Source organism: Corynebacterium tuberculostearicum (assembly GCF_022347235.1).
GTDB lineage: Bacteria > Actinomycetota > Actinomycetes > Mycobacteriales > Mycobacteriaceae > Corynebacterium > Corynebacterium tuberculostearicum_F.
This window is the reverse complement of record NZ_JAKRDX010000009.1, coordinates 1-12,564: the sequence shown is the minus strand read 5'-3', so window position 1 is coordinate 12,564 and position 12,564 is coordinate 1. Positions and strand designations below refer to the sequence as shown.

At 62.7% G+C, this 12,564-nt stretch carries 11 protein-coding genes; 6 read left to right on the top strand and 5 right to left on the bottom strand.

Going from position 1 to position 12,564, the window contains the following annotated elements; translation table 11 throughout:
* Positions 1–17 precede the first annotated feature (17 nt).
* Entirely contained in the window at positions 18–1,127 is a 1,110-nt protein-coding gene (locus tag MHK09_RS06280; protein ID WP_250413015.1) for a glycosyltransferase family 4 protein, read from the top strand.
* On the opposite strand, the gene MHK09_RS06275 is transcribed toward MHK09_RS06280, so the two are convergent.
* Both MHK09_RS06275 and MHK09_RS06270 read right to left on the bottom strand, forming a co-directional pair.
* Positions 1,042–2,406, bottom strand: coding sequence for an MmpA family trehalose lipid delivery protein (locus MHK09_RS06275; protein ID WP_494546140.1), 1,365 nt, complete (start codon positions 2,404–2,406; stop codon positions 1,042–1,044). The genes MHK09_RS06280 and MHK09_RS06275 overlap by 86 nt on opposite strands.
* Positions 2,407–2,449: 43 nt before the next feature.
* Positions 2,450–3,604 carry a porin PorA family protein gene (locus MHK09_RS06270; RefSeq protein WP_250413013.1) on the bottom strand — a complete coding sequence of 385 codons (1,155 nt, stop codon included), beginning with the start codon at positions 3,602–3,604 and terminating at the stop codon, positions 2,450–2,452.
* 9 nt (positions 3,605–3,613) lie between these two features.
* Here MHK09_RS06270 and MHK09_RS06265 point away from each other — a divergent pair, with 9 nt between their 5' ends.
* Positions 3,614–4,774 (top strand): acyltransferase family protein, encoded by a 1,161-nt coding sequence (locus MHK09_RS06265; protein ID WP_250413012.1) that lies wholly within the window; start codon positions 3,614–3,616, stop codon positions 4,772–4,774.
* Here the strand turns inward: MHK09_RS06265 and MHK09_RS06260 are convergent.
* Genes MHK09_RS06260 through MHK09_RS06250 form a run of 3 tightly spaced genes read right to left on the bottom strand, consistent with a single transcriptional unit; the run spans position 4,695 to position 8,492 of the window.
* Positions 4,695–7,763 (bottom strand): alpha-(1->3)-arabinofuranosyltransferase domain-containing protein, encoded by a 3,069-nt coding sequence (locus tag MHK09_RS06260; RefSeq protein ID WP_250413011.1) that lies wholly within the window; start codon positions 7,761–7,763, stop codon positions 4,695–4,697. The genes MHK09_RS06265 and MHK09_RS06260 overlap by 80 nt on opposite strands.
* Before the next feature lie 2 nt (positions 7,764–7,765).
* Positions 7,766–7,963 (bottom strand): DUF2613 domain-containing protein, encoded by a 198-nt coding sequence (locus MHK09_RS06255; RefSeq protein ID WP_005325448.1) that lies wholly within the window; start codon positions 7,961–7,963, stop codon positions 7,766–7,768.
* 22 nt (positions 7,964–7,985) lie between these two features.
* Positions 7,986–8,492 (bottom strand): universal stress protein, encoded by a 507-nt coding sequence (locus MHK09_RS06250; protein WP_005329423.1) that lies wholly within the window; start codon positions 8,490–8,492, stop codon positions 7,986–7,988.
* 58 nt (positions 8,493–8,550) lie between these two features.
* Between MHK09_RS06250 and MHK09_RS06245 the strand changes: the two genes are divergently transcribed.
* From MHK09_RS06245 to MHK09_RS06230, 4 genes are all read left to right on the top strand, one after another.
* Positions 8,551–9,711 carry a glycoside hydrolase family 3 N-terminal domain-containing protein gene (locus tag MHK09_RS06245; protein WP_250413010.1) on the top strand — a complete coding sequence of 387 codons (1,161 nt, stop codon included), beginning with the start codon at positions 8,551–8,553 and terminating at the stop codon, positions 9,709–9,711.
* Positions 9,712–9,745: 34 nt separating this feature from the next.
* Entirely contained in the window at positions 9,746–11,434 is a 1,689-nt protein-coding gene (locus MHK09_RS06240) for a VanW family protein (RefSeq protein ID WP_250413009.1), read from the top strand.
* Positions 11,435–11,447: 13 nt separating this feature from the next.
* Positions 11,448–11,747 carry a hypothetical protein gene (locus MHK09_RS06235; protein ID WP_250413008.1) on the top strand — a complete coding sequence of 100 codons (300 nt, stop codon included), beginning with the start codon at positions 11,448–11,450 and terminating at the stop codon, positions 11,745–11,747.
* A 259-nt stretch (positions 11,748–12,006) separates the two neighbouring features.
* Positions 12,007–12,342 carry a hypothetical protein gene (locus tag MHK09_RS06230; RefSeq protein WP_250413007.1) on the top strand — a complete coding sequence of 112 codons (336 nt, stop codon included), beginning with the start codon at positions 12,007–12,009 and terminating at the stop codon, positions 12,340–12,342.
* Positions 12,343–12,564: the final 222 nt, after the last annotated feature.

Sequence of the window (12,564 nt, the reverse complement as noted above, 5' to 3'; positions counted from 1 at the left end):
TAGGCTAATACCTCACGATGAAGATTCTTTTACTATGCTGGCGCGATTCCACCCACCCGCAAGGCGGTGGCTCGGAGCGCTACTTGGAGCGCGTGGGCGAGTATCTGGCGTCTGAAGGCCACGAGGTGGTCTTTCGCACCTCCAAGCACATGAATGCCGCCCACCGCGAGGTGCGCGATGGCGTGCGCTATAGCCGCGGTGGCGCCAAATTCGGCGTATATCCGCGTGCCTGGGCGGCGATGCTGGCCGGCCGCCTGGGGATGGGAGACCTGCGCGGGGTGGATGCGGTAATCGATACCCAAAACGGCATCCCCTTCTTCGCTCGCCTGGTGTCCGGGGCGCCGACGGTGTTGCTTACTCACCATTGCCACCGCGAACAATGGCCGGTGGCGGGTCCCCTCTTAGGCTGGCTCGGTTGGTTCCTCGAGTCCCGGGTGGCCCCGCGCGTGTATCGCGGCGCTCCCTATGTCACCGTGTCTGAGGCCTCCCGCGAGGATTTAGAGGCGCTGGGCATTAAGGGCGCGCACATCATCGCCAATGGCCTGGACCCGGTTCCGGATCACGTTCCTTCCTTGGAACGAGAGGCCGAGGTGCACCTGGTCACGCTCTCACGCCTAGTGCCGCATAAGCAGATCGAGCATGCCATGGATACGGTGGCGCAGACCCCGGGCGCGGTCCTGGACGTCATCGGCTCCGGCTGGTGGGAGGCTAACCTGCGTGCCTATGCCGAGGAGCATGGGGTAAGCGATCGCGTGCGCTTCCGCGGCCAGGTGACCGAGGACTATAAGCACGCTTTGCTGGCCCGTGCCGATGCCTTGCTCATGCCCTCGCGTAAAGAGGGTTGGGGCTTGGCAGTAATGGAGGCAGCCCAACATGGGGTGCCCGCCGTAGGTTATACATTTGGCCTGCGTGACAGCGTTATCAACGGCAAGACCGGCATCCTGGTAGAGCGCGAAGAGGACTTCGTGGCGGCCACCAAGCAGCTGCTTGCCGACGCCCCCCTTCGCCGCACCCTCGGCTCCAACGCGCGCGATTTTGCCGCTAGCTTCTCGTGGGAGAAGACCGGCGAGCAATTCGCGGAATTGCTGCAAAGGCTAGTAGCGGACACGCCATCCACAAGACGGTAAGAGCCCATGGAACCTGCGGCCGCGGCGCGTTCGTTTCCGCGGCTATAGCACCGCCCACCACGACCACACCGACGCCGAGCTCGGCCAGCCGGTTCATATCGTGTTCTTTCCACGCGCGCAGCGCCGCCCGGTAGTGCGGCGAGGCTTGGTCCACCACGGTCCCGTCTACGCTTAATTCCCCCGATTCCACCATGGCCACCGCCTTGGAGTAGGGGTCGACGGCTACGCCGCCAGGAACCTCCACGAGGTTGGCGCGTTCTGGGAAGAAGGCCACGCGGCCGTCAATCGCGCGCACCAACTCCTCATCTATCCCCGTATCCCGCGGCGCGAGCACCGCGAGGCGTCCCGGAACGGGCAGCAGCTGCACGGTTGCAGCCACGGTTGCCAGTGCTGCCGGCAGATTCGGCAGCGCCCCCAACGAGGCCACATAGAGCGGCAACGCCAACATGGTCAGTTTTCCGCTATCGCGCAGCAGCGCCGCCCCCGGTACGTGATCGATGAACCACACCAGAGCACCGGGAACCAGCCAGAAGAATATCGCCCCGCCGAGACCAATCGCTGCAAGGATGCTCAACCGCGCGGGGACCCGCCACGCCCCGAGTACGGCGATGACCGCCACGATGACGCCGCATACGGCGAACCCAATGGCCGCCTCTGCATTCCAGATACCGCCGAGCCGCAGCAGCGCGCCCGCAGTGCCGACGTAGTCTTCTGCCCGCGGGCCAAACGCGGCCACCGCTGCTGCGGTGTCGCCGGGCGCGGCGGGGTTGAACATGCCCGGAATGGCCCACGGCAAACACAAGACCACGCCGCCGAGCGCTACCCGCTTGCGGCAGGTCACCGCCGCGGTCACCACGGCAAAGAGACCACCCGTAGGGGTAAGCGAAGCTCCCCACATAGCCAGCCACGCCACCCAGCTGTGCCTTTTTCCTGCCCACGCGATGACCGGCAGCAGCCACGCAGCCACCGCAAGCGACCACTGGCCCTGCAGGAGACGCTCGATGACGAAGGGATTGGCCACCGCCACCGCCATCGCGCTCACCGCGGCGACTGTAGAGCGTGCCCAGCGCGCCGCGGTGAGCGCGGAGGACGCGGCGGCAGCAAAAATGAGCACCCGCGCCGCCCACGCGCCGCCCACGAGAGCAAGGAAACCATCTTGCGGTGCATTGCGGGCGGGCAGACTGCCGCCGCCAAAGGCAGAAGGGGAAATCGCCGGATGATCAAGCAACGCCATATCGCGCCACAAAAACTCGCCGGGCAAGGCAAAGGGCCAGCACACCGCGGCCACAAGGAGGGCGCCCCAGATAAGGAGTAAAAGACGCCTAGCCTTCACGGTGTCGGCGCATGTACATATAGGCGGCACAGAGCAATAGACCAACGCCGATGGCCTTGCCGGCCCAGCCGACCACCATCAAGGCGCGAATGGTGCGAATGACCGGGCGCACCTCATCAAGGCGCTCCGCGCGGGTCTCATCGGACCAGCGCAAATCGGCGGCAAAGATGGAACGGTCCTCCGTATCATCATTCGCCACCATGGTGCCGGCCTGTTTTTCATCTGCCGCGAAGAAGATCTTGATGTTCTCGCGCAGGTCCACCATGGTGCCGGTGGTGGGCTCGACGGAGATATCGCGGCCGATGGTGTAGAAGGGCTCTACCGTGACCCGGTCAGTGGCATCCAGTCCGAGGAACTCGCGCGACTCGGCGTCGTAGAACCGCTTCGCCGGTCCGGCGATACGAAAATCCTCGGCCGCTAGCTGCCTATCGCCGGTGCCGGTATCGACCTCGGCGGTAATGTTTTTGCGCATATCAGCCAGGGAAATAGGCTGGATATCGTGGTGGAAAGAATAGGTAGGGATACCATCGAGCTTTTCCGTCGTGGTGAAGTCCACCGCCGTGGAGGATTGCGTCGCTAGATCGAAAAACGGATAGGAGCGCTGCTCGGTACCGGAGGGAAAGAAGTAGTTGATTCCATCGCGCTCGAAGTCGGTGCGGGCCATGCCGGTATCCAGCGCCGGCAGGACAAATTTCCATTTATCCTTTGGCGCCGCGACTGGGTAGGTGGACTCGCGGTTCAACACGGAATGCTCCGTGATTTGGGCAAGGGGAGTATCTCCGGCGAGCAGGCGAGAGAGCGAATCGGAGTTAGCGAGCGCATCGTCTTCTGCTACCTCAGAGGTGGTGGTATTGCGCTCGATAGTAAGCAGGTCGTGGTGCAGGTAGCACCACATGGGCGCCTGCTTTTCCTGGCACTGCGGGTCCTTGCTATCGCCGGTGGCTTTGGCCCCGGCGATGAACTCGGGCGCTTCCATCCACACGCCGGCTGACGGCGCGGTGACGGTGTTGATGTTTTGGTCGAAGGCCAGCGGCCGAGTCTGATTGTTATACAGCGGCGGCACCACTGTACCCAGCACCAAGAAACTGACGGCGGCAATGACAACCCACGCCAGTGGCGAGCGTGGCCAAAGGTAGCGTTTCATTGCAGTAATATGTCCAATCAGTTTCAGGTCGATCCGGGGTTAGGAGCAAGCGTGCAGCCGCAGGCATCTGTGAAAAGCGTACCCCAGCATCTGCCGGAGCTAGACGGTCTACGCGCGGTCGCCTCCCTTGGAATCATTGTCACCCACGTGTCTTTTCAGACCGGAACCGGGTGGGGGTTTGCTGGGCGCTTCGATTTTTTCGTGGCCGTCTTCTTTGCGCTCAGCGCCTTCCTGCTGTGGCGTCGCCGCAGCTTGCACACCTTATCCGGCTACGCGCGCTCGCGCGTGGCGCGACTTTTGCCGGCCTATTATGCCTGCGTGGTGGCGGTGATGCTCCTGCTTCCCGACGCCCACTCGCTCTCCCTCACCCAGCTGCTGAGCAACCTCACCTCCACCCAGATTTATGTGGTGGACGGACTAGCGCCGGGGCTTACCCACCTGTGGTCGCTATGCGTAGAGTTCTTCTTCTACCTTGCTTTGCCTTTGCTGGCGTGGCTCCTTGGGGCGCTGCCGCGGCGCTGGCGGGTAGCGGCCATTGTGCTGGGCGCCGTGATTAGTTGGGCTTGGGGCTTCGTTCCCTTTGTGGCTGATTACGCCAAGGATCAGGTCAATTCCCAGATTTGGCCGCCGGCGTATGCTTCGTGGTTTGCCGTGGGAATGTTGGCCGCGGAGTGCGAAGAGATCGGTATTAGCCCGCGCGTGCAGCGCGTGTTGCGGGCGCGCTGGGCGTGGTGGCTCGTGGCGGCGGTGGTGCTGTGGATTGCCAGCCGCGAGTGGTTCGGGCCGCAGGGACTGGTGCATCCAGAACCGGGTGAATTTTCCCGACGCATCATTACGGGAGCGGCCTTTGGCGCATCCGTGGTGGTGCCGGTAGCGCTTGCCCCACGGGATAAGTCCTGGCTGACCAGCCCGCTTATGCAGGCATTGGGCGCGTGGTCTTATTCCATCTTCTTGTGGCATGTGGCTATCTTGGGGCTAGCCTTTCCCCTTACCGGGGTGCCGCTGTTTAGCGGGGAAACCCTGGATTTTTGGGTGATTCTGGCCGTAACGGTGGTGGGCACCGTGGTGGTTTCGGCCGCGAGCTATACGCTCATCGAGCGTCCCGGCCGGGATCTTCTCCTCGGTCGGCGGCGAAAAGACAGGCCACGCCCGCGGCACACAAGCAGCTAAGCAGGAGCGAATCGCCCGCATAGGATCCCGATGTCCACGGCGCGCGGGCGAGGATGGCCCCGGTCGCAGCCACCACACCGGGCGCGAGGTAGGCGCGCGGAATGGTGGTCCAGCGCAGCACCAACCAAGCGGCAACGGCCGCCACCGCGGCCGGCCAGCCGGTGAGGGCCAGCGCGCCGAGTGCGACCACGGACGAGGCAGCGCCGCCGCGCGGCGCGCGCCACGTGGGCTGGGAAGGGCGGCGTGCGGCCGCCAGGATGCACAGGCCGAGGGCAAGTAACCCCAGCGCACCGCCGAAGAGGAGGGTGGCGCGATAAACCGGTTGGGCGCTAAAGGTCATGCGGAAGTCACCGGAGCGGCCGGCCGGAATGACAAAAGCTTGGGTGGCTGCATCGATCTCGCGTGGGGTGAGCTCTTCCTCGCCTAGGTAGCCGCGCAGGCCCCTATTGAAGGCGCGACCGGTGATCAAGAGGCGATCCTCATCAGCGGCTGTAATCGAGTACCCGGTGGGCTCGGAGGAGCCCGCAGGATGCCACCCCACCTCGCGCAAGCTCACCCATGGCCCAGTGGTGCGCACGCGGTGCGTGCCAGGGTTGAGGGTGAGGGATTCGCCGGGGGAGTAGCAGTGGGCGTCGATAAGCACAGGCTTGGTGGAATCTACCTTTACCCGCATGGGGCGCGGCGCCGTGAAATCGCGGATGAGCACGCCGGTATCCTGCAGCATTTGCTGGAAGAAGAATTGGTGCACGTCAGGGGAGGTATCCGGGACGGTCACCACGCGCTCGACCGGCTGGCCTTCCACCCCTAACTCCGCGATGCCGGTGCGGTGGGAGAGCCCTACGCGGATGGCCTCGGTATCGCCGCCGGGAACGCGGACTTCCTGCGAGCGGAAGGGCTGTAAATCCACCTCTACGGCCGCGCTGCCGGAGCGCACGGTTACCGTGGTGGCGCTGGTGGCCATGAGCTTGAGGCGCGGTTGGGTGAAAGAACCGCGCAGTTCAATCCACCCGGAGTCATCGCCCGGCGCGGGCCACCAGGCGGTGGAGTTCTCCCCATCCACGGCGGCCGTGGCGGACTTTTTCGGCTGGGCGCCGCCAAAGGCCGTGGCATCGGCCGCCGAGGAGGAGACCGCCACGGAACCGCCGTGGGTCTCGACCTGGCTAAGAGGCCCTGCGGAGGGATAATCGCGCAGGCGGTTATTCACGTGGCTGGGGTCGTCCGCAGCCAGAGGTGCGGAGATAGGGCCATCGAGGGTGCCGTAGTTGCGGTCCGTGAGCGCTGGGGTATCGGTGACGATATCGGCGTCGCGATCGACGAGCTGGCGGGTGGTGGGGGTGGAGTGGGCGTCGAGAAGCGCCAAGGCTTCCCCACCGCCGGCCACGCGCACTGGGTCCGTGGGTCCTAAGGACATGCCGGCGTGGTTGAACAGGATGACATCGACCTCGCCGAAGCGATGGACCTCGCCGCCAAACTTGCTGGCCAGGGCCTCGTCCTCCCCGGTGAAGAGATCGTGGCGCACCATGACCGCGCCGATGCCCAAGCGCTGCAGGGAGCGAACGCCCGTGGCTGGGTCCTCCTTGAGTGCGGCCATGACGCCGTCGAGCCCGCGGATGGCCTCTGGTGGCACGAGCGGAATGGCATCGCGCACGGCCCAGGGGACATCGAGCAGCGGCTGGGCCGGCTCGTCGCGCGTCCATCCCCAGGTCTGCCGGGCAAAGGACGCCTCTGGGTAGATAAGGGTGCGGGTATCGGTGGCGTGGGTATTGATAAAGTCCGTGGCCTCGTGCCAATAGGAAGGCACCTCTTTATAAGCCCCCAGTGGCAGCAAGCGCTGCGACCATGCCGGGGAAACCACCGCGATGCACAAGAGCAGCGTCAATGCACCCACCGTTTGCCTCTTGGTGGGGCGCAAGCTCCTCGGTAGTGGAAGATGGGCGCAGGCGCGCGCCACGCCTAACAGCAGGGGGATGCGCACCAACGGATCGAATTTATGCAGGTTGCGCAGCGCGGCCAGTGGGCCATCGAGCGCATCGAGGTACCACGCCACCTGGCAGCCCAGCACCGCGATGCCCACCACCAGCATGACGGACCACACGCGCGGCAGCTTGGTGAGCCCGTAAATGCCCACGGCCGCAATTCCCATGGTGACCAGCACGAAGAAGGATTCGGTAGCCAGCGCATTGCCGGCCACGCGCTCGGTATCTACAAACGGCGTCCAGCTCGTGGTTCCGCGCAGAATCTCTGGCAGGTTAAGCCAGCGTGTGGTCACGCGAGCGGATTCGATGAATTCCGTAAACGGCGGGGCATAGCGGCCAAGCACGACGAGCGGGCCGATCCACCAGGCCGATACCGCCAGGCACCCTAAGAGCCAGGCCGCGCCGGGTCTGAAGGCGCGGCGGTAGAGCAGGATTACAGCGGCCGGGATACACGCCGCGATGGTCGCGGTGGCATTGACCGCACCCATCAGCGCTACGGGGATGGTGGCCGCGCCGGCATCGCGCCAGGTGAGCTTGGCATTGAGGAAGGGCAGGATAACCCAGGGAGCGAGCATGACCGGCCAAGTCTCAGAAGAAATGGCGGTCAGGGTAGAAAGGGCGCGAGGCGAGAGCGCGTAGAGCATCGCTGCAACCCAGACCCACCAGCCACGCAGGCCCACCTTGCGGCCGAGCTTATGGAAGCCGATGAAGCCGACGCTTAAAACCAGCAGCCACCACAGGCGCTGGGCCACCCAATCGGGCAGGGGCTGGGTTAAAACGAAGAAAGGTCCCTGGGGAAAGAGATAGCCATAGGCCTGATTTTGCAGCTGTCCCAGGGTAAAGGTGTCCGTATAGGCGCTTAGCGCCCCGTGGAGAAAGTGCAGCGGATTGGCCGCCAGATCATGCTTAGTATCGGCGGCCGTCAACCCCCACGGCTGCACGAGAAGGATGAGCGCTAGGGCAAAGATCCCCAGCGGGTAGGGGCGGGCGAGCCGCCCGCGGAGGGTACGCACACCTAGTTGCGGGATCCGTACTCAGGGCCGCCCAAAACCGCATCGGAAGCAGAAACCGCATTGCCTTCCGGCACGGTATCGGTGCCGGAGAATTGTGCGATGCCGATGATGGTGATGACGCCGAGCGCGATGCCCACAACAGCGCTACCGATGGCAGGGCCAAGGGTGCGCTTGTTCAAAGAATCGGTTTCCAGAGCCATGGCTAAAGATACTAGCAGCTATTTAGAAGTATTCTGCCTCATCATCGTCCGCGTCATCTTCGTTTTCCTGCGGCACGATGAAGACGGGAAGGCCGGCATTGCGCACAATCTGATCGGCGGTGGAGTTAGTCCACCAAGCGCGGAAGCCGGTCAGGGCGCGGGTGCCGGTGACGATGACGTCCACGTCTAGCTCGTGCGCGGCATCAATGATGGCGGAGGAGATGGTGGTGGCGGATTCCACCAGGTGGGCGCGGCCGGCTAGGCCCAGGCTTTCGGCCAGCTCGATGCCCTGGCGGCAAATCTTTAGTGCCTCTTCATAGGCCGGATCCTCCTCGACGCCGTCCGGGGAGACGGTGGACTGGTGTATTCCGGTGCGGCTGACGGCGCGGGCGGTTTGCCGGGCTACCGGCTCCCAGGCGGTGAGGATTTCTACCGTGGTGGGCCGCAGCAGCTGGGCCGCGTACTCGAGGGCGCGGCCGGCTCGTTCGGTGCCATCGTAGGCAATTAGCATTGTCTCGCCGTTACTCATGTCACTAGTCTACCCACCGCTTGCGACAGAACGCGAGGAATATTGCACACTAGAAGGCATGAAAACTCCGCGCATCCTTGCCAGCCTCGCCCTCGTGACGGCTTTGGGCGCCTGCTCTACCTCCACCCAGGAGGACAATGAGAGCCAAAACTCCACCACTCCGGCTGCGTCGAGCTCACCTGCCGCAACGCATGAAACGCACGAAGAGACCTCGCAGGAGGCCGCCCCGCAGCAGGATACCCGCGCCATGGCTGCCTCCGTCTTGATGCCGCCGGTCACCAACTACGACGACGCTAAGGCCAAGTTGGAGGCAGGAGTGGGCGGAATCTTTATCCCCAGCTGGGCGGATCCCAACCTGCTGCAGGAAGAAGGCCGCGATATTAATGCCCTGCGCCAGGAGGTGGGCCGCGACTTTGAAGTCTCTATCGATTTTGAAGGCGGGCGCGTGCAGCGGTTTTCCGACGTCCTCGGGGAGTACTCTTCCCCGCAACAGATGGCGGCCGAACGTTCCCCGCAAGAAGTGGAGCAGCTGGCTCACGAGATTGGCACCAGCCTCAAGGCACACGGCATCAACGTGGACTTTGCGCCGGTGCTCGACGTCGATGGCAACGGCCTAGAGGTGGTGGGCGATCGATCCTTTTCCACCGATCCGGTCCAAGCAGGCGAGTATGGCGCGGCCTTTGCACGCGGGCTGGATTCCGCTGGGGTCAAGGCCGTATTCAAGCATTTCCCGGGACACGGCCGCGCTTCTGGCGATACCCACCTGGCCGAGGCCGTTACCCCGCCGCTAGAAGAACTAGAAGGCCACGAGTTCATTCCTTTTAAAACCGCCCTCCCTCAAGCGCCCAATACCGCGCTCATGATGGGCCACCTCGCCGTGCCCGGCTTGGGCGATGGTCAGACTCCCGCTTCTATCCTGCCGGAGGCCTATGGCCTAGCCCGCGAGACTCTGCAGTACGACGGGCCCATCTATACCGATGACATCGGCGGCATGAAGGCGATTGCAGATTCGCTCCCGCTTGCCGACGCCGTCGTGGCCTCCCTCAATGCCGGAGCCGACATGCCCCTTTGGTCCACCGAAGGCGACATTAATGCGGTGATTGACGCCGTTGTTGGCGCCGTCGACCAGGGCCGCCTGCCACTCGAACGCCTTGCGGACGCCGCTCGACATGTCAGCGCTCCGCCGGCTGGCGCTGTACCCGAGCCCGCACAGGACTAGGAAAAACGCCACTAAAACCGTTAACCTTTAAGGCGTGAAAAAGGCAGAAGGAAAAAACGGTGTTAAAGGCTGGCTCATCGCGCTCGGCGTATTGGTCGGCCTTGTCCTGATCGCGGGCATTGCTTATGCCTGGGATGTCGCGGCTAACCAGGACAAGATTCCGCGCGCCGTTTCCGTCAACGGCGTGGATATTTCCGCCATGGATCGCACCGCCGCCGTGGAGAAGCTCGAAGACGAGCTTGCGGGTGTAGAAACCAAGCCCGTGAGCGTTACCTCCGGCGACCTCCACACGGAACTCGTCCCTTCCGAGTCCGGCCTTGCGCTGGATAACCAGCGCGCCGTAGACAATATTGAAGAGCCTTCCCTCAATCCTTTTACCCGCCTGTATAGCTTCTTCCGCTCCACCCGGGATATTCCGGTGGAGACCAACGTGGATGAGGCACAGCTGCAACCGGCTCTGGACCGCGTGAAGAAGGATCTCTCCACCGATCCAGTCGATGGCATGTTGGAGCTCAACAATGGTGAGCTCAAGGTCACCGACCCCAAGCTCGGCCAAACCGTGGATGCCGGCACCCTGCACAATGCGGTTACGGATAATTGGCTCGATTCCGAGGGCGTGGACGTGGACCCAGAAGAGGTAGAACCAGCCATCAACGATGCGGCCATCGAGGCCATGCGCACCGGCGACGCCGCCAAGGCGCTGGATAATCCCATTACCTTGAAGGCCAAAAATAATGTCACCGCTACCTTGAAAAAGCCGGAAATTTCGCAATTCACCAGCATTGAGAAGAAGGACGGCAAGCTCAAGCTCGCCGTAGATACCAACCGCGCGCAAGAGCTGCTGGCCGAGCGCTCCGAAGGCGCCGATGTGCCCGGCGTGAATGCCAAGATTTCCTTCAACGGCAAGGATAAGCAGATCACCCCGTCCGAAGATGGCGAAATCATCGACTGGGAACCGACCATGAAGGACTTTGACAAGCGCGTGACCGGCGATGACCGCGAGTGGGACGCTACCTATAAGCCAGACCCAGCCAAGTTCACCACCGAAGACGCCAAGAAGGCAACCTTTAACGACACCGTCGGCGAATTCACCACCGAGGGCTACTCGGCTGCCTCGGGCAAGAATATCGAGCTGGTAGCCCAGCAGGTCAACGGCGCCGTGGTCAACCCGGGCGAGACCTTCTCCCTCAACGGCCACACCGGCCCGCGCGGCACGGCGCAAGGCTACGTTGAGTCCGGCATCATTATTGATGGCCACTCCGGCTCCGCCGTGGGCGGCGGCATCTCCCAGTTCGCCACCACCTTGTACAACGCTGCCTACTTTGCGGGCATGGAAGATACTGCCCACACCCCGCACTCGTACTACATCTCCCGCTACCCTGCCGGCCGCGAAGCCACCGTGTACGAGGGCGCCATCGACCTGCAGTTCACCAATACCTTCAATACCCCGGTCCGCATTGAGACCGACTTTGGGGGCGGCAAGATTACCGTGCGCCTAAAGGGTACGAAGACGGTCGACGTCGAGTCTGTGAACAATGGCCGCTGGGCTAAGACCGACCCACAACCGATGTCCGTACCCGGCAGCGACTGCTCGCCTTCCTCTGGTGCGCCAGGCTTTACGACGTCCGATACCCGCATCATCAAGGACCTCGGCGGCAAGGAGCTTTCCCGCGAGACCACCACCACGGTCTACGACCCGCAGCCCATCGTCCGCTGCGGCTAGTAGACTCGGCGCCATGGAAGAACGAACCCTTACCACGCTCATATTCGGCAACGTGGTCATTGAGTCCAACCTGCGTGGGGCAGAACTTCGCATCTACAGCGAAGACTGGCGTGCATATCAGCTCCGGACCGATCTTGGAATGACGTTTCGTGCCCCGCTAGATGACATCCGTGGCTCCGTTCCTGAGCGCGATCTAGCCGCGCTCACAGAGAAATTTTTCGAACCAGCCGCCGCAGAGTTGGAAGCCCACTATCCAGGCGGGGTAGCACGGGCACAAAAAGAACTGGCCCAGTGGCTAAGCGCCACTGACTAGCACGATATTGTCCCCCCGAAAATTGGAGCCGACGACGGTGTCTGAGTTCATGACATATTTGACAGTCTGTGCCTGAGGGAATCGAAACCGCGCCTACAGCTCGGTACATTGATAGTCCGTTATTTGCTTGTAGCAATCCAGCCCGAATTGCTGGTTTTGGAGTTTCTGACCACAAGCGAACTGTACGCTGTGCTCATCATTCCAGTTCTGAGCGGCAGCTTTTTAGTGAGCTGCCACCACAACAATTTATACTTTAATCATGAAAAAGACAGCTCTCACTCTCACCCTCACCGCAGCACTATTCACCCTCACCGGATGCTTCACCCCAGAAGATGCAATCCTCGACTGGACGGCAAGCGAAGCCCGCGATAAGTGCCACGAATGGGTGGCCGATAAATTGAAGTCCCCATCCACGGCTGAGTTTGAAGATGATTCTGAATACACCTCAGAAAAAGAATCAGATGGGACGGTCTGGCGTATCCGTGAGTATGTTGACTCACAAAATGATTTTGGGGGTGTGGTTCGTTCTGAGTGGAGCTGCTCCCTAAAGCCCCGTGAGGATGATTCGCCCCTCGTGAGTGTCCGGGTGCGATAGCTACCATCACAGCTACCATACGTTTGGTACATGGTTTGTACAGGCCCGCCCCTGAGTTATTGTTTGCGCAGGTGGCGGGCCTATTTGTGCATGGAGCCGACGGTTGCGTCCCCTAACGTGGTGTATCTGTAGCCCGCGGTAAGTCTTGTGCCGGTGTGCATGAAGGCGACCATCGCGGGTACCTTTCGAATCAACTCTTACCTATCCTCGAAAGGAAGTACC

What these genes read in the sequence shown, in the direction of transcription:
- MHK09_RS06265 (WP_250413012.1), top strand. Translation starts at nt 3,614, where the DNA reads ATGTCCAATCAGTTTCAGGTCGATCCGGGGTTAGGAGCAAGCGTGCAG.
- MHK09_RS06235 (WP_250413008.1), top strand. Translation starts at nt 11,448, where the DNA reads ATGGAAGAACGAACCCTTACCACGCTCATATTCGGCAACGTGGTCATT.
- MHK09_RS06230 (WP_250413007.1), top strand. Translation starts at nt 12,007, where the DNA reads ATGAAAAAGACAGCTCTCACTCTCACCCTCACCGCAGCACTATTCACC.
- MHK09_RS06280 (WP_250413015.1), top strand. Translation starts at nt 18, where the DNA reads ATGAAGATTCTTTTACTATGCTGGCGCGATTCCACCCACCCGCAAGGC.
- MHK09_RS06250 (WP_005329423.1), bottom strand. Translation starts at nt 8,492, where the DNA reads ATGAGTAACGGCGAGACAATGCTAATTGCCTACGATGGCACCGAACGA.
- MHK09_RS06270 (WP_250413013.1), bottom strand. Translation starts at nt 3,604, where the DNA reads ATGAAACGCTACCTTTGGCCACGCTCGCCACTGGCGTGGGTTGTCATT.
- MHK09_RS06245 (WP_250413010.1), top strand. Translation starts at nt 8,551, where the DNA reads ATGAAAACTCCGCGCATCCTTGCCAGCCTCGCCCTCGTGACGGCTTTG.
- MHK09_RS06255 (WP_005325448.1), bottom strand. Translation starts at nt 7,963, where the DNA reads ATGGCTCTGGAAACCGATTCTTTGAACAAGCGCACCCTTGGCCCTGCC.